Annotated in this window: 11 protein-coding genes, 7 pseudogenes and 1 other annotated feature; of the genes and pseudogenes, 10 read left to right on the top strand and 8 right to left on the bottom strand. The window is 65.2% G+C overall.

The annotated features are described in order from the left end of the window. Window positions 1-62: 62 nt before the first annotated feature. Window positions 63-1,283, bottom strand: a complete 1,221-nt coding sequence (locus tag ABC728_RS10885) for an FAD-dependent oxidoreductase (RefSeq protein WP_416621640.1) — start codon at window positions 1,281-1,283, stop codon at window positions 63-65. Between the two features lie 338 nt (window positions 1,284-1,621). On the opposite strand from ABC728_RS10885, the gene ABC728_RS10880 reads away from it, so the two are divergent. After that, the gene (locus ABC728_RS10880) at window positions 1,622-1,963 is read left to right on the top strand and encodes a non-heme iron oxygenase ferredoxin subunit (RefSeq protein WP_416621641.1); all 342 of its coding nucleotides are present in this window, start codon (window positions 1,622-1,624) and stop codon (window positions 1,961-1,963) included. 110 nt (window positions 1,964-2,073) lie between these two features. On the opposite strand, the gene ABC728_RS10875 is transcribed toward ABC728_RS10880, so the two are convergent. Further along, window positions 2,074-3,876: a gamma-glutamyltransferase family protein gene (locus tag ABC728_RS10875; RefSeq protein WP_416621642.1), complete on the bottom strand. Its 1,803-nt coding sequence runs from the start codon at window positions 3,874-3,876 to the stop codon at window positions 2,074-2,076. Between the two features lie 162 nt (window positions 3,877-4,038). Between ABC728_RS10875 and ABC728_RS10870 the strand changes: the two genes are divergently transcribed. Further along, on the top strand, window positions 4,039-5,025 hold the full coding sequence (locus tag ABC728_RS10870) for a bile acid:sodium symporter family protein (protein WP_445376453.1): 987 nt from the start codon (window positions 4,039-4,041) through the stop codon (window positions 5,023-5,025). 165 nt (window positions 5,026-5,190) lie between these two features. Further along, a complete protein-coding gene (locus ABC728_RS10865; protein WP_416621647.1) occupies window positions 5,191-6,675 on the top strand; it encodes an NAD-dependent succinate-semialdehyde dehydrogenase in 1,485 nt (494 codons plus the stop codon). Between the two features lie 58 nt (window positions 6,676-6,733). On the opposite strand, the gene ABC728_RS10860 is transcribed toward ABC728_RS10865, so the two are convergent. Continuing rightward, the gene (locus ABC728_RS10860; protein WP_416621644.1) at window positions 6,734-8,035 is read right to left on the bottom strand and encodes an MFS transporter; all 1,302 of its coding nucleotides are present in this window, start codon (window positions 8,033-8,035) and stop codon (window positions 6,734-6,736) included. Window positions 8,036-8,191: 156 nt separating this feature from the next. Next, on the bottom strand, window positions 8,192-10,456 hold the full coding sequence (locus ABC728_RS10855) for a TonB-dependent receptor (protein ID WP_416621645.1): 2,265 nt from the start codon (window positions 10,454-10,456) through the stop codon (window positions 8,192-8,194). A gap of 217 nt (window positions 10,457-10,673) precedes the next feature. Here ABC728_RS10855 and ABC728_RS10850 point away from each other — a divergent pair, with 217 nt between their 5' ends. After that, window positions 10,674-12,296 carry a tannase/feruloyl esterase family alpha/beta hydrolase gene (locus ABC728_RS10850; RefSeq protein ID WP_416621646.1) on the top strand — a complete coding sequence of 541 codons (1,623 nt, stop codon included), beginning with the start codon at window positions 10,674-10,676 and terminating at the stop codon, window positions 12,294-12,296. Window positions 12,297-12,356: 60 nt separating this feature from the next. Here the strand turns inward: ABC728_RS10850 and ABC728_RS10845 are convergent. Further along, window positions 12,357-12,527: pseudogene (locus tag ABC728_RS10845) on the bottom strand (IS110-like element ISCARN57 family transposase); the annotation flags it as partial. A 143-nt stretch (window positions 12,528-12,670) separates the two neighbouring features. On the opposite strand from ABC728_RS10845, the pseudogene ABC728_RS10840 reads away from it, so the two are divergent. Continuing rightward, window positions 12,671-13,647 (top strand): annotated as a pseudogene (locus ABC728_RS10840) (IS3 family transposase); the annotation flags it as partial. Between the two features lie 58 nt (window positions 13,648-13,705). Next, window positions 13,706-14,969 (top strand): annotated as a pseudogene (locus ABC728_RS10835) (IS256 family transposase). Window positions 14,970-14,997: 28 nt separating this feature from the next. Here ABC728_RS10835 and tnpC read toward each other — a convergent pair. The 3 genes and pseudogenes from tnpC to tnpA all read right to left on the bottom strand — a co-directional run. Next, window positions 14,998-16,575, bottom strand: coding sequence for an IS66 family transposase (gene tnpC, locus ABC728_RS10830; protein WP_416622351.1), 1,578 nt, complete (start codon window positions 16,573-16,575; stop codon window positions 14,998-15,000). 42 nt (window positions 16,576-16,617) lie between these two features. Then, entirely contained in the window at window positions 16,618-16,965 is a 348-nt protein-coding gene (gene tnpB, locus ABC728_RS10825; protein ID WP_094453379.1) for an IS66 family insertion sequence element accessory protein TnpB, read from the bottom strand. Further along, window positions 16,962-17,291, bottom strand: a pseudogene (gene tnpA, locus ABC728_RS10820) (IS66-like element accessory protein TnpA); the annotation flags it as partial. The gene tnpB and the pseudogene tnpA, both read right to left, overlap by 4 nt. A gap of 56 nt (window positions 17,292-17,347) precedes the next feature. On the opposite strand from tnpA, the pseudogene ABC728_RS10815 reads away from it, so the two are divergent. The 4 genes and pseudogenes from ABC728_RS10815 to ABC728_RS10800 form a co-directional block, all read left to right on the top strand. Beyond that, a pseudogene (locus ABC728_RS10815) lies at window positions 17,348-18,279 on the top strand (IS3 family transposase); the annotation flags it as partial. Beyond that, window positions 17,629-17,745 (top strand) — a sequence feature (AL1L pseudoknot). (Overlaps the previous pseudogene by 117 nt.) 47 nt (window positions 18,280-18,326) lie before the next feature. Next, window positions 18,327-19,733, top strand: coding sequence for an IS30 family transposase (locus ABC728_RS10810; protein ID WP_445376422.1), 1,407 nt, complete (start codon window positions 18,327-18,329; stop codon window positions 19,731-19,733). A gap of 4 nt (window positions 19,734-19,737) precedes the next feature. After that, window positions 19,738-20,040: pseudogene (locus ABC728_RS10805) on the top strand (integrase core domain-containing protein); the annotation flags it as partial. 46 nt (window positions 20,041-20,086) lie between these two features. After that, window positions 20,087-20,769, top strand: a pseudogene (locus ABC728_RS10800) (IS5 family transposase); the annotation flags it as partial. Window positions 20,770-20,997: the final 228 nt, after the last annotated feature.

Genomic DNA, 20,997 nt, shown 5'->3' with positions numbered 1-20,997 from the left:
CGCCGGCCGGCGGGGGCCGGCGGCCGGTACGGGGTTGGGGGCCTGGGGAAGGCGGTCCGGGGTCAGGCCGTGGCGTTGGCGTCGGCCAGGCTGTCGATCAGGCAGGCGCGGCGGATGAAGGCGTCGTGCCGCTCGGGGTCCAGCGAGGCGGCGCGGATCTCGGCCAGCTTGGCCCGGCGCTTTTCCGGGTCCTTCTCGCCAAGCGTCTGCTTGTTCTGGATGCTCTGCGCCTGGACATAGTCGGTCTGGGCCTTGCGGCGCTGACGGGTGTAACGGTCGAACAGGGCCGGCGCGTCGCCGCCCCGGAACCAGACCTCTTCCAGCTTGTCGGCCAGGTTGACGGCATCATGGATGCCGCCATTCATGCCCATGCCGCCCACGGGGTTGTTGACATGGGCCGCATCGCCGGCCAGCAGCACACGGCCCTGGTTGAAGGTGGCGGCCACACGCTGATGCACCTTGTAGAGCGCGACGGTCACGATTTCGTACCGGCCCGGCTGGGGGCAGAATTTCTGCAGCCGCGCCTCGATGGCGTCGGGTGACAGCAATTCCTCGTCGGTCTGTTCGGGCAGGGTCGGGCTGACGGCGCGCCACATGCCGTCGCCTTCCGGTCCCCGCGCCTTGAACAGGTTCATCCATTCATCGGGGTCGGAGAAATAGTTGCGGTTCGACAGGTCGCCGCGCAGGCCGAAGAAATCGAACCGCGTATCGACCTTCAGGAACCGTTCGGGCCAGGTGAAACCCTCAAACCCGATCTCGGCCAGCTTGCGGATGGTGCTGCGCCCGCCGTCGCAGCCGACCAGATACCGGCCCTCGATGATCTCCATCCCCTCCGGCCCGGACACCACGGCCCGCACCCGGTCGGACCGCTGCTCGATGGCCGTGACGCGGGTGGACATGCGGATATCGGCCCCGTCATCCCCCGCCAGACGCTTCAGCACCGTCTGCACGATCTTGTACTGTTCCCATTGCAGCACATAGGGATGGGCCGGGACATCGCGCATCTCGCGGATGTCGAACCGGCCCACCAGTTCGCCCGACACCCGGTCCAGGTAATGGAACACCGGCGAAACCAGCCCCTGTTCCAGCCCGTCGGGCAGCAGGCCCAGCTCATCCAGCATGGCCACCGTGGGCGGGTGGCAGGAGGCGGCCCGGCAATCGATTTCCGGTTCGGCCAGCGCCTCGATCAGGCAGACGGGGATGTGACGTCGCCGCAAGGCATAGGCCAGCACCGCCCCGATGGGGCCCGCGCCCACGATGATGACCCGATCCGTCGATTGCATGGGTTCCGCGTCCTTCCGTTCCACAAGGCCCGTTCCAGAGGCGCGCAGGATAACTTTTGTATGTTTGTATGACAAACACAAAATCAGGCAAACGGATAATACCCGATCCCGGTGAGTTGCATTCACCGGGATCGGGTACGGCGGCGACCGCCGCCGCGCCGCTCATGCGGCGTGCCCAAGCCCACGGATGGGGGCGCCGGCGATTGAGGCCGGCGATCGGTTGCGATCACCGGGACTTGGTGTAAGAGGGTAAATGGCTGGGACCCGTTGGCATTTTCCGTTGACGGCGGCGGTCATTTTGTATGATTGTATGACAGAATTTTTTTGACAGGGAACTGATGATGCTGACTGTTGCGGATGGGCGTATCCGGTTGTGCGGTACGGATGAGGTGGATCAGGGCGGGATGCTGCGGGTGGAGCCGCCGGGCATGGACCCGGTCCTGCTGTGCCGCACCGCCGACGGGTTCCACGCCGTCGATGATGAATGCACCCACGCCATCGCCTCGCTGTCGGAAGGCCGGCTGGAAGGCACCACCGTGTTCTGTCCCCTGCATGGCGGCAGCTTCGATATCTGCACGGGCAAGGCCCGGTCCCTGCCCTGCAAGCAGGCGCTGCGCACCTGGGCCGTGGCGGTCGATGGCGACGGCGTCTGGTTGCTGGCGAAGAAGAAGCGCGCCTGACCCCTGCCCGGCCGGCCCTGTTTGCGCCGGTCGCCCCCCGGCGGGCGGGCAGGCGGCCGGCCTTGCTGCGCCCGAGCCCCCGCCCCCAGCCCCATGTCACCGCCCCCGCGTCACCGCCCCACGGCATAGGCCTGCATCAGGCGGGGCGTGGCGGCGGCGCGCAGGGTGCCGTCGGGGTCGCGTTCGGCGGCGGTCAGCCGGCCGGCCGACCATTCCGGGGCGATTTCCACCTGATGGCCCCGGCGGCGCAGGTCGGCGATCGTGTCTTCCCCGAAACTGCGTTCCAGCACGGCCACGCCCAGCATGGCCTCCCGCGGGTAGAAGCTGGCCGGGAAATGCACACTGTGGAACAGGGGCATGTCGATGCCCTGCTGCAGGCCCAGCCCATGATGGATGCGGCGCAGCAGCAGGATAAGCTGCCACTGGTCCTGCTGGTCCCCGCCCGGCGTGCCGCAGATCAGCGACGGCCTTCCATCCTTCAGGGCCAGGGTGGGGGTCAGGGTGGTGCGCGGGCGCTTGCCCGGCGTCAGGCTGCCGGGCAGCCCTTCTTCCAGCCAGAACATCTGTGCCCGCGTGTTCAACGCGAAGCCCAGGCCGGGAATGGTCGGCGATGATTGCGGCCAGCCACCCGACGGCGTGGCCGACACCATGTTGCCGAACCGGTCGATGACATCCAGATGCACGGTGTCGCCCGGCTTCACCGTGGGTTTCAGATGGGCGCCCAGATGCGCCATGGTCGGCTCGCCGATGCCCAGCCCGCCGGCCGTGCTGCCGGCCATGCGCACGCCGGCCAGCATGCGGTCCACCTGCGCCCCAAATCCCGGCAGCCGGCCGGGCCGCAATTCATGCGACGCCATGTCCCCGATCAGCCCGCGCCGCGCCGCGCCATAGGACGGGTCCAGCAGCAGGCCCATGGGCACGTCGGCAAAATCCGGATCGCCGTAATAGGCTTCCCGGTCGGCAAAGGCCAGCTTCACCGCCTCCAGCACCAGATGGATGAAATCCGGATCGTTCGGCCCCATGGCCCCCAGGTCGAACCCGCGCAGGATGTCCAGTGCCTGCAGCAGGACGGGCCCCTGCCCCCATGGCCCCGTCTTGCACAGGGTCCAGCCATGGTAATCCAGCGTCACCGGCTTTTCATAGGTTGGCTGCCAGCCGGCCATGTCGTCGGCGGTCAGCAACCCCTTGTGCCGCCGGCCGCTGGCATCCATCAGCGCGTCCCGGGCCGCGAAATCGCCGATCGCCTCGGCCACGAAGCCCTTGTACCAGGCGTCATGGGCGCGGATGATCTGCTGTTCGCGGCTGCCGTCGCCCGCCTCCTTCAGGATGCGGCGCCAGGTGGCCGCCAGCACGGGATTGCGGAACAGGCTGTCGGGCTTCGGCGCCCGGCCGCCGGGCAGCCAGACGGGGACGGCGGTCGGCCATTCGGTGTGGAAGGCCTGTTCCAGATCGGCCAGCGCCCGCGACACGCCCGGCAGCAGCGGGTGCCCCGCCTCCAGATAATGGATGGCCGGTTCCAGCACATCGGCCAGCCGCAGGCTGCCATGATCCAGCAAAAGCCGCATCCAGGCCCCGAACGCCCCCGGCACCACCGCGGCGATCAGGCCCGACCCCGGCACCATGTCCAGCCCCAGGTCGCGGAATCGGGAGATGCTGGCCGCCGCCGGGGCCGTGCCCTGACCGCACAGCACCCCCACCTCCCCCGTTCCCGCCGCATGGAACAGGATCGGCACCTCCCCCGCCGGGCCGCACAGGTGCGGTTCCACCACCTGCAGGGCGAAGCCGGCGGCCACCGCGGCATCGAAGGCATTGCCACCACGCTCCAGCATCGCCATACCCACCTGCGACGCGATCCAGTGGGTGGAGGCGACGACGCCGAAGGTGCCGCGTATTTCCGGGCGGGTGGTGAACATGGGATAAGGTCCCCTGGCCGGGCATTATGGATGCCGGGTGAATGGTGTTGACGGCAACTTTGTATGACAATAATACCATTTAGCCAAGGAAAAGACGATCGGCGGGCCCCCGGTCCCGCACAGGAAGGGCCGGGTCGCCGGTCCCGCACAGGAAAGCCGATGATGAAGCGTTTTCTCACCAGTGTGATCGATCCGTTCCTGCTGGTCCTGCTGGCCACGGTCGGGCTTGCGGCCCTTCTGCCGGCGCAAGGGCAGGCGGCGGATATTCTGGACGTGGTGGCCGGCATCGCCATCGCCCTGCTGTTCTTCTTCCACGGGGCCAAGCTGTCGCGGGAAGCGATCCTGGCGGGGCTGGGCCATTGGCGGCTGCATCTGACGGTGCTGGGCTTCACCTTCGCCATCTTCCCCGTCCTGGGGCTGGGGGCGGGGTTCCTGGCCCCGGCCCTGATCTCCCCCGTCATCGCGGCGGGTGTCCTTTACCTGTGCCTGCTGCCCTCCACGGTGCAAAGCTCCATCGCCTTCGTGTCGATCGCGGGGGGCAATGTGCCGGCGGCCATCTGCTCGGCCTCGGCCTCCAACCTGCTGGGCATCTTCCTGACGCCGGTGCTGGTCGGGCTGCTGATGCACACGACGGGACAGGCCGGCGTGTCGCTGGATGCGCTGCGGTCGATCATCGTGCAATTGCTGGTGCCGTTCGTGGCGGGCCATCTGCTGCGGCCGCTGATCGGCGGGTTCGTGCAGAAGCACAAGCAGGTGATCTCCTATACCGACCGGGGGTCGATCCTGCTGGTGATCTATTCGGCCTTTTCCGCCGCCGTGGTGGAAGGGCTGTGGCACAAGGTCGATATCGGCGACATCGCCATGATCGTGGTGATCAGCAGTGTGATCCTGGGGATCGTGCTGTACCTGTCGGGCCTGGCCGGGCGCCTGTTCGGCTTCAGCCGGGAGGACCGGATCGTGCTGGTCTTCTGCGGGTCGAAGAAAAGCCTGGTGTCGGGCGTGCCCATGGCCAGCGTGCTGTTCCCCGTGGCGCAGGTCGGGCTGATCATCCTGCCCCTGATGATCTTCCATCAGATCCAGTTGATCATCTGCACCTGGCTGGCCGCGAAATACCGGCGGGAAGGCCTGGGGGAGGGCCAGGGCGACTGATCCCCGTTCCCTGCACATCAGACCTTCCGGCCCGTGCCGGCCCTGGTTTTCCGGCCCCCTCCGGCCCACCTGTTCCAGGATCGGATAAACGGCCCGCCGGGACTTTCCATCCGCCCGCATTGGGATAGGATGCGGCGGCCGGTATGGCATGGAAAGGGATGCATGATGGATCAGACGATACGCCCGTCATCGGGATTGCCCGGCCTGAAGGATGCCGGCCTGCTGCGTGACAAGGCGCTGATCGGCGGGCAATGGCTGGGATCGGACAGCGGCGCCACCCTGCCCGTCACCAACCCGGCCACCGGCGGGGAACTGGCCCGCGTGCCCGTGATGGGCGCGGACGAGACGGGGCGCGCCATCGATGCCGCCGCCGCCGCCCTGCCGGGCTGGCGCGCGCTGACGGCCAAGGAACGGGCGCAGAAGCTGTGGCGCTGGCACGACCTGATGCTGGAGGCGGCCGACGACCTTGCCCTGATCCTGACCCTGGAACAGGGCAAGTCCCTGGCCGAGGCCAAGGGCGAGATCACCTATGGCGCCAGCTTCATCAGCTGGTTTGCCGAGGAGGGCCGCCGCGCCTATGGCGACGTGATCCCGACCTACAAGGCGCAGGCCCGCCTGTTCGCCATCAAGCAGCCCGTGGGCGTGGTGGCGGCCATCACGCCCTGGAATTTCCCCAACGCCATGATCACGCGCAAGCTGGGCCCCGCACTGGCCGCCGGCTGTACCGTGGTGGTGAAACCGGCGGAGGCGACGCCCCTGTCGGCCCTGGCCCTGGGCGTGCTGGCCGAGCGGGCCGGCATCCCGGCGGGCGTCATCAATATCGTGACGGGCAAGGCATCGGCCATCGGCGGGGCCATGACGGCCTCGCCCATCGTGCGCAAGCTGTCCTTCACCGGGTCCACCCGCATCGGCAAGCTGCTGATGGAACAATGCGCCGGCACGGTGAAGCGCCTGTCGCTGGAACTGGGCGGCAACGCGCCCTTCATCGTGTTCGACGATGCCGACCTGGACGCCGCCGTGGCCGGGGCCATGGCCTCCAAATACCGCAATTCCGGCCAGACCTGCGTCTGTGCCAACCGGTTCTTCGTGCAGGACGGCATCCATGATGCCTTCGTGGAAAAGCTGACGGCGGCCGTGCGGGACCTGAAGGTCGGCGACGGGCGCGAGGCCGGCGTGAACCAGGGCCCCCTGATCAATGATGCCGCCGTGGTGAAGGTGGATGAACTGGTCCGCGACGCGCTGGACAAGGGGGCCGACGCCGTGACCGGCGGCAAGCCGCATGCGCTTGGCGGCTGCTTCTACGAGCCGACGGTGCTGACGGGCATCACGCCCGCCATGGATATCGCGCAGGAGGAAATCTTCGGCCCCGTCGCCGCCGTGCAGCGCTTCACCGACGAGGCGGAGGTGATCGCCCGCGCCAACGACACGCCCTTCGGCCTGGCCGCCTATTTCTACAGCCGCGATGTCGGCCGCATCTGGCGCGTCGCGGAGGGGCTGGAATATGGCATGGTCGGCATCAACGAGGGCCTGATCTCCACCGAGGTGGCACCCTTCGGCGGCGTCAAGGAAAGCGGCATGGGCCGCGAGGGCAGCCGCTATGGCATCGATGAATATATGGAAATCAAGTACATGAACCTGAACGTGGGGTGATGGCGCCGGCGTTGGGCCCTGATCATGACCTGTTGGTTCTGATCAGGGCCCTATGCCGCTACGTCACCGAAAGGGCGGCACCGCGGCGCTTTTCGGCATAGGGGCGCAGCAGGGCGACCAGGATGATGGCCATCAGGCAGATGGGCACGCCGAGCGCCAGCATGGAATTGTACGATCCCGTGCGGTCGAAGACGAAGCCGAACAGCGCCGGCCCGATGCCCATGCCCATCATCACGGCCCCGAACAGCACGCCGAAAATCTCCGCAAAGCTGCGCAGGCCGAAATAGCGGCTGGTCAGATAGGCCAGCATGTCCACTTCCGCCCCCAGGCTGCCCCCCAGCAGCACGGCCGACAGCATGAAGGCCCAGGTCGGCAGGTCCATGGCCAGCACGCCCAGCCCCACGGCCGACAGCGAAAAGAAGATGAAGGCGATCAGCCGCGCATCGTGCCGGTCGATCAGGAAGCCGATCAGCAGCCGCCCGCCAAAGGTGGCCAGCCCGAACAGCGAGGCGATCTGTGCCGCATCGCGCGTGGACAGGCCCCGGTCGGTCAACATGGGCACCAGATGCGGGATCAGCCCGTACAGCACGAAGGCCAGCGACACGAAGATGACGGCCAGGCTCCAGAAATCGCGCCGGGCGAGCGCCTGGCGCAGGCTGTCGCCCGCCGCGGCCGACGGGGTTCCGTCCGCCGCCCCGGCCCCCGCCGCCGTGCCCGCCGGCGCGCCGTCGGGCAGCAGGCCCATGGCGGCCGGGCTTTCCCGCAGCACCAGGAAGATCAGCGGCAGCGTGCCGCACAGCATGATCAGGCCCAGCCCGGCATAGCCCATGCGCCAGCCATACCCCGTCACCAGCCATTCGGTCAGCACGGGCACATAGGCGAAGCCCAGGCCCGTGCCGCTGCCGGCGATGCCGATGGCCAGCCCGCGCGACCGGTCGAACCAGGCCGCCAGCACACGCATATAGGGCACGCTGTTCGATCCCACGGCCAGCGTGCCCATGGCCACATAGATGGCGATGAACTGCCACAGCGCCGTGACCATGGTCAGCGCCAGAAGGCACAGGCCCATGATGGCCACCGACGGGATCAGCACGCGGCGGACCCCGACCTTGTCCACCAGCCGCCCGATCAGCGGCAGGGACAGGGCCGTGCAGATCATCATGATGGAGACGGCACCGCTGGTCTGGGTGCGGTCCCAGCCGAATTCCTGTTCCAGCGGGCCGATCATCAGCCCCAGCGAGGCCAGGCCGAAGGCCGCCGGCCCCGTGGAAATGCCAAAAAGGCTGACCAGCACGATCAGCCAGCCGAAGAAGGGTCGCCGCGGGCCGGTGGCCGCCGCGGCGCTGTTCTGTTCACCCATGGAAAGCCTGCCCCTTCATGCGTCGGACGGCCAATGGTGCAACGCCCGGCCCGCAGGGGCCAGGGCTGTTTCGCATCTGCGGCGGAGCCAAGCCAACGAATGTTGGCGCCGGCAATTGAGGGCCCCGATGCGTTTCGGCGCACCGGGGCCAGGCGGTCAGAAGGTGGTGGAGACGGTGGCGCCGATGGTGCGCGGCCGCGTCGTATAGACGCGATAGCCGTCACCCGTCACGCGCAGGCCAATTTCCGCCGCCTTGTCGGTCAGGTTGTCGACATAGAGGCTGGCATCCCAGGTGCCGAAGCGCGCACCGGCCCGCAGGCCCAGCAGCAGGTAATCATCCAGCCGCTGATAATTGGCGTTGGTGCTGTTGAACTCCGTGAAGGAGGCGCCGCGATAGCTGAAATTGCCGGTCAGATAGCCTTCGACCGTGTCGGACAGATCGGTTTCGTAGGTGACCTGACCGCCGAAGGACCAGCGCGGCGTATAGGGGATGCGGTCACCGTCGAAACCGGCCGCCGCCGACGTGGCCGGCAGATCCTCCGACAACTGGCTGTCGGTATAGGTGATGCCGAAATTGAACGACAATTCCGACGTGGCGCGGGCATTCACCTGGAATTCCACGCCGTTGACATAGCTTTTGCCGGCATTGGCGATATAGGCGAAGGTGCCGCCGGGATCGGTCACGGAAATCTGCTGTCCCGACCAGTCGATGCGATAGACCGACAGTTCGGCGAAGACCGAGCGGTCGAACAGATAGGATTTCACGCCGGCTTCGTAGTTCCACAGCGTGTCGGACGTGTAGCGGCCGGGCACCGTGACACCATACTGCGCCGCGCCATCGGCATCATTGGCGCCGCCCGGCCGGAAGCCGGACGCCACGCGGGCATAGAAGCTGACATCCTCGTTGGCGGTGTAGTTCAGCGCGAAATTATAGCTGATCTTGTCTTCCGAGGTGCTTTCATCCAGCGCCACGGCGGGGGTCGACTGCACGGGCGAGGTGGGGAAGCGCAGGCCCTGCGTCGTCACCTTGCGCTCGGCGATGTCGGCATTGTAGTAGCGGATGCCGGCCGTGGCCGTCAGCCCCTCCGTCAGGTCGTAATTCGCCTCCGTGAACAGGGCGTACTGATCGATGGACGTGGCGGAGGTGGCGGAGTTGATGTCATCCGTCGCCCGGCCGGCGGCCACGCAATCCAGATGGAAGCGGCAGCGGGCCATGCCCGTGACCGGATCGGCCACCAGGGCGGCGCTGATGCTGTCGGCCCGCTGTTCGGCATAGAAACCGCCGGCCACGACCTGGAACGGCCCGTCGAAGGAAGAGGCAAAGCGCAGTTCCGACGACCAGTTGGTCAGGTCCTGTGCCTGATGGTAATCCAGCAGCGCCGGAATGCCAAAGCGCCGCGCCGTCGGCGAACTGTCGCGCGCCAGGAAGAAATTGCGGTCCAGATAGGAGGTGGTGGCCGTGATCGTGCCGAAATCGAGTTCATAGTCGATGACGGCGCTGTACAGGTCGGTATTGTCGTTGAAGGGCTGCAGCGTGTCAGCCTCGGCAATATAGGGGCCGGCCGAGTAATCGTAATATTGCGTGCCGTCGACCTTGATCTGCTGGTGCAGGGCCGTCAGCAGGATGGACAGCCGGTCCGTCGGTTCGGCCCGCAGGGTGAAGCGGCCGCCCCACACTTCCTGATCGTTGGTGTTGCGCAGGTTGCGCGTGGTGCTGACCTGATCGATATAGCCGCCGCCCGTATCGCCCCAGACCACGGCGCGGGCCGCCAGCTTGTCTTCCACCAGCGGCGCGTTCAGCACGGCCTCGCCCTGGTAGAAGCCGTTGCCGCCCTTCACCCCGGCGCCCGACACGGTGATCTTGCCGGAAACCTCGTCCATCTGCGGCTTGTTGGTGATGATGCGCACCGTGCCGCTCATCGAACTGGCGCCGAACAGGGTGCCCTGCGGCCCCTTCAGCACCTCGACGCGCTCCACATCATGCATTTGAATGTTCGGCTGATTATCCGAGCCGCCATCCAATCCAAGGCCCGTGATAACGGTTTCGTCATAATATAGGCCGACAGTAGGTTTGCCGGCCGACGAAATGCCACGCACGATGATCTGGTTGTCACCGGCGCCACGGTTGTTGATCTGGATGGAGGGGTTCAGGCGGGAGAAGCTTTCCAGGCTGAAGGCCTGGCTTTTTTCGATGCTGTCGCCGGTGACGGCGGCGATGGCGATGGGGGTGTCCTTGTTGGTCGTGGCCCGCTTCGTGGCGGTGACGATGATTTCCTCAAGAACGAGCCCCGAGCCGCCATCCTGCGCCAGGGCCGGCAGCGGGGCCGCCAATGCCGCGATCGCGAGCAGGCCGCCGCAGCGGAGAAGTTGGGCGCGCAGCGGCGCCCGGCAATTGGCGCGGGGGGCCAATGTGGTATTCATACCCGTGTCTCCTTGACTCCAAGCCTCTGTTTTATCGCGAATTTTATTTATTCGTTCTGCATACCGTGTGCAGTATGCAGCATTTCCTCGCCTCGTCAATCTGTATGATGTATGACAAACTGACTTGCCGCAAGCATTGTTGCGTCGCGGCATCATCGGGCGGCCGAAAAATTCGCAAGTGCCGTCCAAACCGACCTCGGAACAGGGGGAAAAGGGCATGAAAGGCTTTACGATCGGGCTGATCCGCGCGGCAGGGGTGCTGGCGCTGTTGTCGGCCCCGCCGGCGGTGCTGGCGGCACAGACGGGGGCAGGACAGAACGGCGCGGTGCCGGCCGTGGCCACGGCCGGCGGCACGCATGCGGCGGCCATGGCCTGCGCGGACCTGGGCCGGGCGGATTTCACGAAGCTGCCGGAATTTCCCACGGCCATCCTGTCGGCCCGGCTGGTCGCGGCCGACGGGGCCATGGCGGAACATTGCGCCGTCACCGGCACCATCCAGCCACAGATCCAGTTCGAGATCAGGCTGCCGACGCAGGCCTGGAACGGCCGCTATTTCCAGGTGGGCTGCGGCGGCTTCTGCGGCGTGATCAACATCCAGAACTGTGCCGACGCGCAGGCCGCGAACTATGTCGTCGCCGCCCACAATATGGGCCATGTCGGCATGGTGACGAAGGACCCGGTCTGGGGCGCGAACCAGGCCCTGCGGGAGGATTTCGCGGGCCGGTCCACCCATGCCATGGCCGTGGTGGGCAAGGCCATCGCCACGCGCTTCTATGATGCGGCCCCGGCATTTGCCTATTTCCGCGGCTGTTCCACGGGCGGGCGCGAGGGGTTGACCCTGGCGCAGCGCTATCCGGGGGATTTCGACGGCATCATCGCCGGCGATCCGGCCTTTGCCGGCCGGCTGGGTGCCATCGCCAACAATTGGGATGCGCGTTACCTGCTGCGCGACGACGGGTCGGAGGTCTTCACCCGCGACAAGCTGAAACGGCTGTCCGACGCCGTGCTGGCCGCCTGTGACGACAAGGACGGGTTGCAGGACGGCATCATCATGGACCCGCGCGTCTGCCGGTTCGACCCGGCCAGCCTGGCCTGTCCGGCGGCACAGGACGGGGCCGACTGCCTGACGGGCGAGCAGGTGCATGCGGCACAGATGCTGTACCAGGGGCCGCGCAATGCACAGGGCCGCTCGCTGATGCCGGGCGCCACGCCGTTCGGCAGCGAGCTGTCATGGTCGGGCGCTGGCCGCCGCGCCCTGGCGGAAGGCTATCTGCGCTATCTGGCCTTCGCGGAGAACCCGCCGGCCGATTACAATTACCGCAGCTTCGATTTCGACCGCGACATCGCGGCGGTGGCGGCGCAGGCCGCCCTCTATGATCCCGTCGCCCCCGGTCAGGCCCCCGATCTGTCGGGCTTCGCGGCGGCGGGCGGCAAGCTGATGATCTATCATGGCTGGGCCGATGCCGGCGTGTCGCCCATGGCGCTGCTGGACTATCACGCCCATGTCGTGGCCCGCGCCGGCGGTCCGGAGAAGGCCCGCGACTGGATGCGCGTCTTCATGGTGCCCGGCATGTTCCATTGCCGCGGCGGCGACGCGCCCAACAGCTTCGACATGCTGCCCGATCTGGTGGCCTGGGTGGAACAGGGCAAGGCGCCCGACCGTATCCTGGCCACCCAGCGCGACGGCGACCGCATCGTGCGCACCCGCCCGCTATTCCCCTATCCCGCCGTCGCGACCTATACGGGCCGCGGCGACGTGAATGACGCCGCCAACTGGAAACCCGTCTCCCCCCGCCAGTATCCCGACGACCGGATCGACTGGATCTGGGCGCCGCGGTGACCCCTCCCCCGCCCGCGCGCACGGATGTGGGCGCCGGCGCTTGAGATACCGTGTTGGGTGTCAAGCGGGTTGGAAGGGTTTTCGGGTTTTCAGGACGCCATAGGCAATGACGAGTAGCTTTCTGGCGACGGCGACCAGTATGGCTTTGGGGGCCTTGCCATTTTCCTTGAGCCTGTCGGCGAAGGCCTTCAGGACGGGGTTGTGGCGTCTGGCGGACAGGGCGCACATATAGAGCATCGCGCCTTTAATCGGACGCATACCCGGCGGCCTTGAGGTAATTCCAGCATTCGTCTGGGTCATAGAGGTCGCATATGGACTTGCCCTGGAAAAGTGGAGAGCCATCACCCTAAAATTCGGGATTGATGGAGGATTTGATGGTTCGGGTAAAACAGGACAAGATCACGGCGGCCTTTAGGCAGGATGCGCTTCGTATTTTGTCGACAAGCGGTCGGACGGTGGCCGAAGTGGCCGCCGATCTTGGGATTGGGAAATCGACACTGCAGCGATGGAAGTCGGACGCGACGGAGATGGAACTTTTGTCTGGACCCCATCCGGACGTGGAGAAGGAACTGGCACGGCTTCGGCTTGAGAACAAGATTCTGCGTCAAGAGCGGGATTTATTAAAAAACGCGGCGGCCTTCTTCGCCCGGGAGACAAGTCGATGATCTACCGGCTCATCGATGCGAAGAAGGCGACAATACCGGTTGGTCGGAGCTGTCGTTTATTGGGCGTGAGCAGTTCTGGCTATTATGCCTGGAAGCGGCGGAAGCCCAGTCTTCGGCAATATGCGGATATGATACTGCTGGCGCATATCCGTCAGCACTTTGCGCTGTCGCATGAGACATATGGTAGCCCGCGTATGCATGCAGAGTTGAAGGCTGCCGGTCTGTCCTGCGGACGACACCGGATTGCCCGGCTGATGCGGGATAATGGACTGAAAGCGTTGATGAAACGGCGCTATAAGAAGACAACCGACAGCACCCATGGCGGGCCTGTGGCTCCCAACTTGCTGGATCAGGATTTCAGCGCCGAGGGTCCGAACCAGAAATGGGGCGTCGATATTTCGTACATTTGGACGGCGGAAGGCTGGCTGTACCTGGCCGTGGTCATCGACCTCTACTCCCGCCGGGTAGTCGGCTGGGCGGTCAGCGATCGAATGAAGAAAGATCTGGCCATAACAGCTTTACAGCACGCCATCGCCACGCGCAGACCAAAGCCCGGCCTGATCCACCATTCGGACAGGGGAAGCCAATATTGTTCTGATGAGTATCAGAAAATCCTGAAAGCCCATGGCATGCAGATTTCCATGAGCGGCAAAGGAAATTGCTATGACAACTCCATGGTGGAGACGGGGACTATCGGGAATTTCGTGCTCGGCTGGGCCATAGTGATGCGAAAGGAGCTTCACGATGGCACGACGCAAGGACCCTGTTATCCCCGACGCGCTTCTGGACCAGTTGCTGGCTGGCGGCGACGCGAAGGCAGCTTTTGACCAGAACGGCCTGCTTGATCAGTTGAAGAAGGCGCTGGCGGAGCGTGTGCTGAAGGCGGAGATGGATCACCATCTTGCCGGCGACGAGAGCGGCAACCACCGCAACGGCTATGGCCGCAAGACGGTGTTGACGGATACGGGGGCAGTGGAACTGTCGGTCCCGCGTGACCGGGCCTCGACATTTGATCCGCAGTTGATCGGCAAGTATCAGCGCCGGTTTCCCGGGTTCGACGAGAGCGAAGAGTATCAGAAAACGATCCAGTGGATCGTTTTCCCGATGAGCCATCTCGATGTATGCGCGGGGTATGTCGACACGGGAAATCACCGGCCATCTGCGGGAACTGTATGGGATCGAGGTGTCTGCGGACCTGATCTCGGCGGTGACGGACGCGGTGCTGGATGAGGTGGCGGCTTGGCAGATCCGGCCGCTGGAAGCCGTTTACCCGCTGGTTTTCCTGGACGCGCTGCGGGTCAAGATCCGGGACGAAAGTCTGGTGCGCAACAAGGCGATCCACATCGCCATCGGGGTACGGGCGGATGGCACCAAGGAGGTGCTTGGCCTGTGGATCGAACAGAACGAGGGGGCGAAATTCTGGCTGCGGGTTCTGAACGAACTGAAGAACCGGGGCGTGGAGGACATCCTGCTGGCCGTGGTTGACGGGCTGAAGGGCTTTCCGGAGGCCATCGCCGCCGCCTTCCCGGAGACATCTGTGCAGACCTGCATCGTCCATCTGCTGCGCCACAGCATGGAATTCGCGTCCTGGAAGGATCGCAAACCGGTCGCTGCTGCGCTCAAGCAGGTTTACGACGCATTGGACGACACGGAAGCGGAGAAGGCCCTGACCGCATTCGAGCAAGGCCCCTGGGGCCAGAAATATGAGGCCATCGGCAAGGCCTGGCGCCGGGCCTGGCAGGAGGTCATCCCGTTCTTTGCCTTTCCGCGTGAGGTCAGGCGCATACTCTATACAACAAACGCCATCGAGGCCCTGAATTCAAAGCTCCGACGCGCCGTCCGTGCCAGGGGGCATTTCCCCAATGACGAGGCTGCGCTGAAATTGCTGTTCCTGGTCTTGAACAGGGCCGAGAAAGAATGGAAGATGCCCGCACGTGAATGGACGGCAGCCAAGGCGCAGATGGCCGTCCTGTTCGGCGACAGGTTTACAAAGGCGATGAACGCCTGATTTCAGTAAGCATCCGGCGTAGGCCCCTTCAGGCCTTTGCCTTCCAGTTCCAGGGCAAGAGGTCGGCGATGGCCTTTGCGGGATGATCGTGGATGCGGGCGAGGGTGTCGGCAAGCCAGGCTTGGGGATCGACGTCGTTGAGCTTTGCGGTCTCGATGAGGGTGTAGATGGTGGCGGCCCTGTCGCCGCCGGCATCGGAGCCGCAGAAGGTCCAGTTCCGGCGTCCAACGGCGATGCCGCGCAGGGCGCGTTCGGCGGCGTTGTTCGACAGGCAGATGCGCCCGTCCTCCAGGAACCGTGTCATCGCTTGCCAACGGTTCAGGGCATAGTCCATGGCCTTGGCAGGATCCGACTTGGGCGACAGACTGGCACGGGCGCGGCGTAGCCATTGCTCCAGATCGTCGATCAGGGGACGGCTTTTCTCCTGTCGGGTTTCGGCACGTTCCGCGATGGCGCGGCCGTTGATGGTCCGCTCGATGGCGAACAACGCGTCGATGCGCTTCACGGCCTCGGCTGCCAGGGGTGACTTGCCATCCTTGGCCAGATCAAAGAACCGGCGGCGGACATGGCTCCAGCATCCGGCCTCCAGGAGGGGGCCGGGCTTGCGGGCGGGGTCGTAAAGGCCGGCATAGCCGCTATAGGCGTCGGCCTGGAATATCCCGGCCCAGCCGGCCAGGTGGCGCTGCGGATGCTCGCCGGCACGGGTGCGGGCATAATGGTAGAGGGCGGCGGGTGGATCGCTGCCGCCGAACGGCCGATCATCCCGCACATAGACCCATAGTCGGCCGGTGGCGGCCTTTCCCTTGGCCAGAACCGGCACCGGCGTGTCATCGCCATGGAGACGATCAGCCGCCAGAACATGGGACCGTATCGCCGCCACCAGCGGGGCCAGGGTTGCCGCCGCCGCGCCGACCCAGTCGGCCAGGGTGGAAACGTCCAGGTCGATCCCTTCACGGGCATAGGCGGCACTCTGCCGGTGCAGCGGCAGATGCTGGGCATATTTCCCGGCCAGCACCATGGCCAGCAGGTTCGGTCCGGCCCGCCCACGCCGGATCGGATGGGAGGGGGCCGGCGCCTGGCTCACCGTCTCGCAGGACCGGCAGGCGAACTTCTCCCGCACATGCTGCACCACCTTCCAGCGGCGGGGTTCGCATTCCAGGCTTTCCAGCACATCCTCGCCGATCTTACGCAAGGCATCGCCGCCGCAGCGGTCGCAGACACAAGGTCCCGGATGCACGATCCGCTCCCGGGGCAGCGCCTCCGGCAGCGGCCGCCGCGCCGGCTTGCGCGGTGTAACGGCAAGGGTGGGGGCGGGCGTGCTAAGTTCGCCGGCCACCTCGTTCTCGGCGCTGGTCTCCTCCAACTCCTCCAGTTGCAGTTCCAACTGCTCCACCAGCAGCCGGCCCCGCTCGGAGGATTGGCCGTAAAGTTCCCGCCGGGCCTTGGCCAGGGCCAGACGCAGCCGTTCAATCTCGATCGCCCGTTCACCGGCCTGTTGGCGCGCCGTCGCCAACTCCCCCTGCAACGCCAGGATCAGCGCATGGGCCGCCGCCAGATCGGCGGGCAGGTTGTCGGCAGCGGGGGCGGCAGGGTTGGAGCTGGACATGGGGGTATTGAATCATGCTCACGCCCTCCTGTCTGCAGCTTTTCAACCCGCCCGTTCGGGCCGGGCCGTGTGCTGCGGCAGCCGCCAGTCGATTCCCTCCAACAGATAGCCCAGCTGGGCCGGGCTCAGCGTCACCGCCCCGTCAACCACCGACGGCCAGATGAACCGGCCACGCTCCAGGCGCTTGGTGAACAGGCAGGCGCCCTGGCCGTCATGCCAGATGACCTTCACCAGATCGCCGCGGCGGCCACGAAAGACGAACAGGTGACCGCCATGGGGATCGCGCCCCAGAACCTCCTGGACCTGTCGGGCAAGGCTGTCGAAACCCTTGCGCATGTCCGTCCGCCCCGTCGCCAGCCACACATGCACCCCCGGCGGGATCGGGATCATCCCGCCCCTCCGGCTGCCCGGATCACCGCCCTGGCCAGCGCCAGATCCACCGACCCGCGCAGCCGCACCTCGACCCCGCCCGGCAGAAGCACCGAGATCTCCGCGACCGATGCCGTGGGTGGGCTGAGGGCCGGCATTGCCGCCTCCACGACCGGCACGGCCATCGGCTCATCCACAGGTGCAAGCTGGACCGGCGCGAACCCCGGAACCGGACTGTCGATCGCCGGAACCGATACGCCCAATTGCCGGCGCCACCGGTACAACAGGCTCTCATGGACCCCAAACCGCCGGGCAACCTCCTTGACCACGATGCCCGGCCTGAACGCCGCTGAACCGGTCCGGGATTGTCGGCGGCTCCAACTCCTGAGAGGATGGGGCTACGATGAGCAAGACAACGAACAAATTTTCGGCTGAGGTCCGCGAGCGGGCTGTTCGGCTGGTGCTGGACCACGAGAAGGATCATCCGTCGCGATGGGCGGCAGTTTCATCCGTGGCATCCAAGATCGGGTGTTCGGCGCACACGCTGAATGAATGGGTCAAGAGAGCCGAGGTAGAAAGCGGCAGCCGTGCTGGCATTCCGCTGGATGTGCTGGAGAAGTTGAAGGCGCAGGAGCGGGAGATCCGTGAGCTGCGCCAGGCGAATGAGATCCTGCGCAAGGCATCGGCATATTTCGCGATGGCGGAGCTCGACCGCCGACAGAAATGATGCTGGGCTTCATCGATGCCCACCGCCAGGAATACGGGGTCGAGCCGATTTGCGAGGTTTTGCCAATCGCCCCGTCAACTGTGCGTCGGCATGCGGCCCGCGCCGCTGATCGGGCCAAACTGCCGGCGCGGGCACAGCGCGATATCGGCTTGAAGGCCGCTATCCGCCGGGTGTTCGAAGAGAATTTCCAGGTCTATGGGGTGCGCAAGGTGTGGCGGCAGTTGCAGCGCGAGGGCATCCAGGTGGCGCGCTGCACGGTCGCGCGGCTGATGCGGGAGATGGGCCTGCGCGGTGCCATCCGTGGAAAGCCGGTGAAAACCACCATTGCCGACAAGGCCTTACCCTGTCCGCTGGATCGGGTGAACCGGCAATTCCGGGCGGACAGGCCCGATCAACTGTGGCTTTCTGATTTCACGTATGTGTCCACCTGGAGCGGGTTCGTCTATGTGGCTTTCATCATCGACGCCTTTGCCCGGCGGATCGTCGGCTGGCGAGTGTCCCGGACGGCCGACGCCGGTTTTGTCCTGGATGCCCTGGAGCAGGCCCTGCACCAGCGCCGACCGAAGGGGAAATCCGGACTGGTTCACCATTCGGACCGGGGCAGCCAAGGCGGTCTCAACCGGTCGTCGCAACAGCCCTTTGAGAGGAGGTTGCGATGGCCAAACGGAAGCGTCGATCAGCCAGATCTGGACGCGCGCCTGTGTTTTCACCTGGACGCCCTGGTATTGCCCGCCGTGAAGATCGCCGGCGCTTCTGGGGTTTGATTGCCCTGGGCCGTTCCAGTGAAGACGCCGCCATTGAGGTTGGGGTATCAGCGCCTGTCGGCTCCAGATGGTTTCGCGAGGCTGGCGGCATGCCCCCTACACATCTTTCCCCGACGGCCCCATGTCCGGTCGGACGCTATCTATCCTTGTCAGAGCGGGAGGAGATCGCGCTGATGCTGGCGCGGGGATGTGCCTTGCGAGCGATTGCACGGCATCTGAAACGATCCCCCTCGACGATATCCCGCGAGGTCCGTCGCAATGCGGCGACGCGTTCGGGCGGGTTTGAGTATCGGGCAACCACAGCCCAATGGCATGCAGAACGAGCAGCGCGCCGGCCCAAGATCGCGAAGCTGGCCTCGAACGAGCGGTTGCGACACTATGTGCAAGAACACCTTGCCGGCCTGGTCCAGCGATCAGATGGAGGCAAGGTCGCCGGGCCGCAGGCGCCCTGGAAGGGGCGACGCCATGGGCGCAGGCAATCACGGCGGTGGGCAACGGCCTGGAGCCCGGAACAGATTTCGCGAAGGCTGTTGCTCGACTTCCCCGAGGACAAGACCATGCGGATCAGCCACGAAGCCATTTATCAGGCCCTCTACATCCAGGGGCGCGGTGCCTTGCGTCGGGAATTGACAGCATGCCTGCGCACCGGCCGGGCGCTACGCGTGCCCCAGGCCAGGACCGGCCGCCGGGGAAAATCCTTCATCACGCCTGAAATCATGATCAGCGAACGCCCAGCCGAAGCCGATGACCGCGCCGTTCCTGGACATTGGGAGGGTGATCTGATCATCGGGCTGAACAGTTCTGCCATTGGCACCCTGGTCGAAAGAACGACACGTTTCACGATGCTGTTGCATCTGCCAGCGATGCCGGGCCATGGCGAAGGGGCACGGCCGAAGAACGGCCCCGCCCTTGCCGGTCATGGCGCCGAAGCCGTGCGCGACGCCATCGCGCGGACCATTGTCCAACTTCCTCAGCACCTCCGGCGATCTCTATCCTGGGATCAGGGGGCTGAAATGGCACGGCACGCGGAACTGAAGGTTCTTGCCGATCTGCCTGTCTATTTCTGCGATCCTCACAGCCCTTGGCAACGTGGGACCAACGAGAACACCAACGGGCTGTTGCGACAGTATTTCCCCAAGGGCACGGACCTCGGCTTGCACCCGCCCGAGGAACTTGATGCCGTTGCCGCAGCACTGAACGGCCGGCCGCGTAAAACCCTCGCCTGGAAAACTCCCGCCGAAGCACTGGACGAACTCATCGCGGAAACGCAAAATCACCCTGTTGCGACGACCGGTTGAGACCGCCCAATATTTGTCCATCCGATACACCGAGCGGCTGGGGCTGGCCGGCATCGAACCGTCGGTCGGCAGCGTCGGCGATTCATACGACAATGCCTTGGCCGAAACCGTCAACGGCCTCTACAAGGCGGAGGTCATTCACAGGCGAGGACCGTGGAAATCCTTTGAAGCCGTGGAATACGCAACCCTCGAATGGGTCGACTGGTTCAACAACCGACGCCTGCTCGAGCCTATCGGAAATATCCCGCCCGCAGAGGCCGAACAACGCTATCATGACGCCGTGAGCATTCAGCAAATGGCAGCATGACTCACGAACTTTTGCCGCCGACAATCCCGGCGCGGTTCATACCGTTGGTGCGCCGCGTGTTGATGACCGGCGTGTCATCAGCGGGATTATTCATGTACTCAAGAGCGGCTGCCGCTGGAAGGACTGCCCGCCGGAATATGGCCCGCCGACCACGATTTACAATCGCTTCAACCGGTGGTCTGGCCGCAAGCACTGGCACCGGATATTGCAGGCGCTGGCCGCCGGGCAATGGATCACGACCAGTGTGGCCATGGATGGCAGCTACGTGAAGGCACATCGATGCGCTCACGGCGGAAAAGGGGGGCCAAGGCGCAAGCCATTGGCATTTCCAGAGGCGGTCAGACCACAAAGGTCCATGCCCTGACCGACACGCTCGGCCGCCCGGTGGCTTTGCATGTGACGGCGGGCAACGTTTCCGACATCACTATGGCCGAGACCCTGCTGGCCGAAGTTGATGATTGCCGCTACGTCCTGGCCGACAAGGGCTATGACAGCGACAAGCTGCGAGCCAAAATCCGGGAAAAGGGCGCCAAGCCTGTCATCCCCGGCAGAAAGTCACGCAAGAAGCCGATCCGCTTCGACAAGATCCGATACAAGTTCCGATGGATGGTCGAGGCCGTCTTCTGCCGCCTCAAGGACTTCCGACGTGTCGCAACCCGATACGACAAGCTCGCCAGAAATTTCCTATCCACGCTGGCCATCGCAACCATCGTGGCCTACTGGACCTGATTGAGTCTGGACCCTAAGAAGTTGTGCTGGTCAAACCTAGCTGGCTGAAGGTAATATATAGTGGATTGAGTTTCAAAATGGCTCGATGGAGCGGGTGGGATGGCGATGAAAAGCAAGGGTATGCAAACTGCCCAACGGACAGTTCCTAAATATACTCCTGTCCTAACCGATGCTGGGTGAGTTGCTCAAGTGTTACCTCTCAAGAGTGCGATGTCAAAACACGTGGAT

This window comes from Niveispirillum fermenti (genome assembly GCF_052474395.1).
Note: the sequence above shows the minus strand (reverse complement) of the source record. Positions and strands in the feature narration are given on the sequence as shown.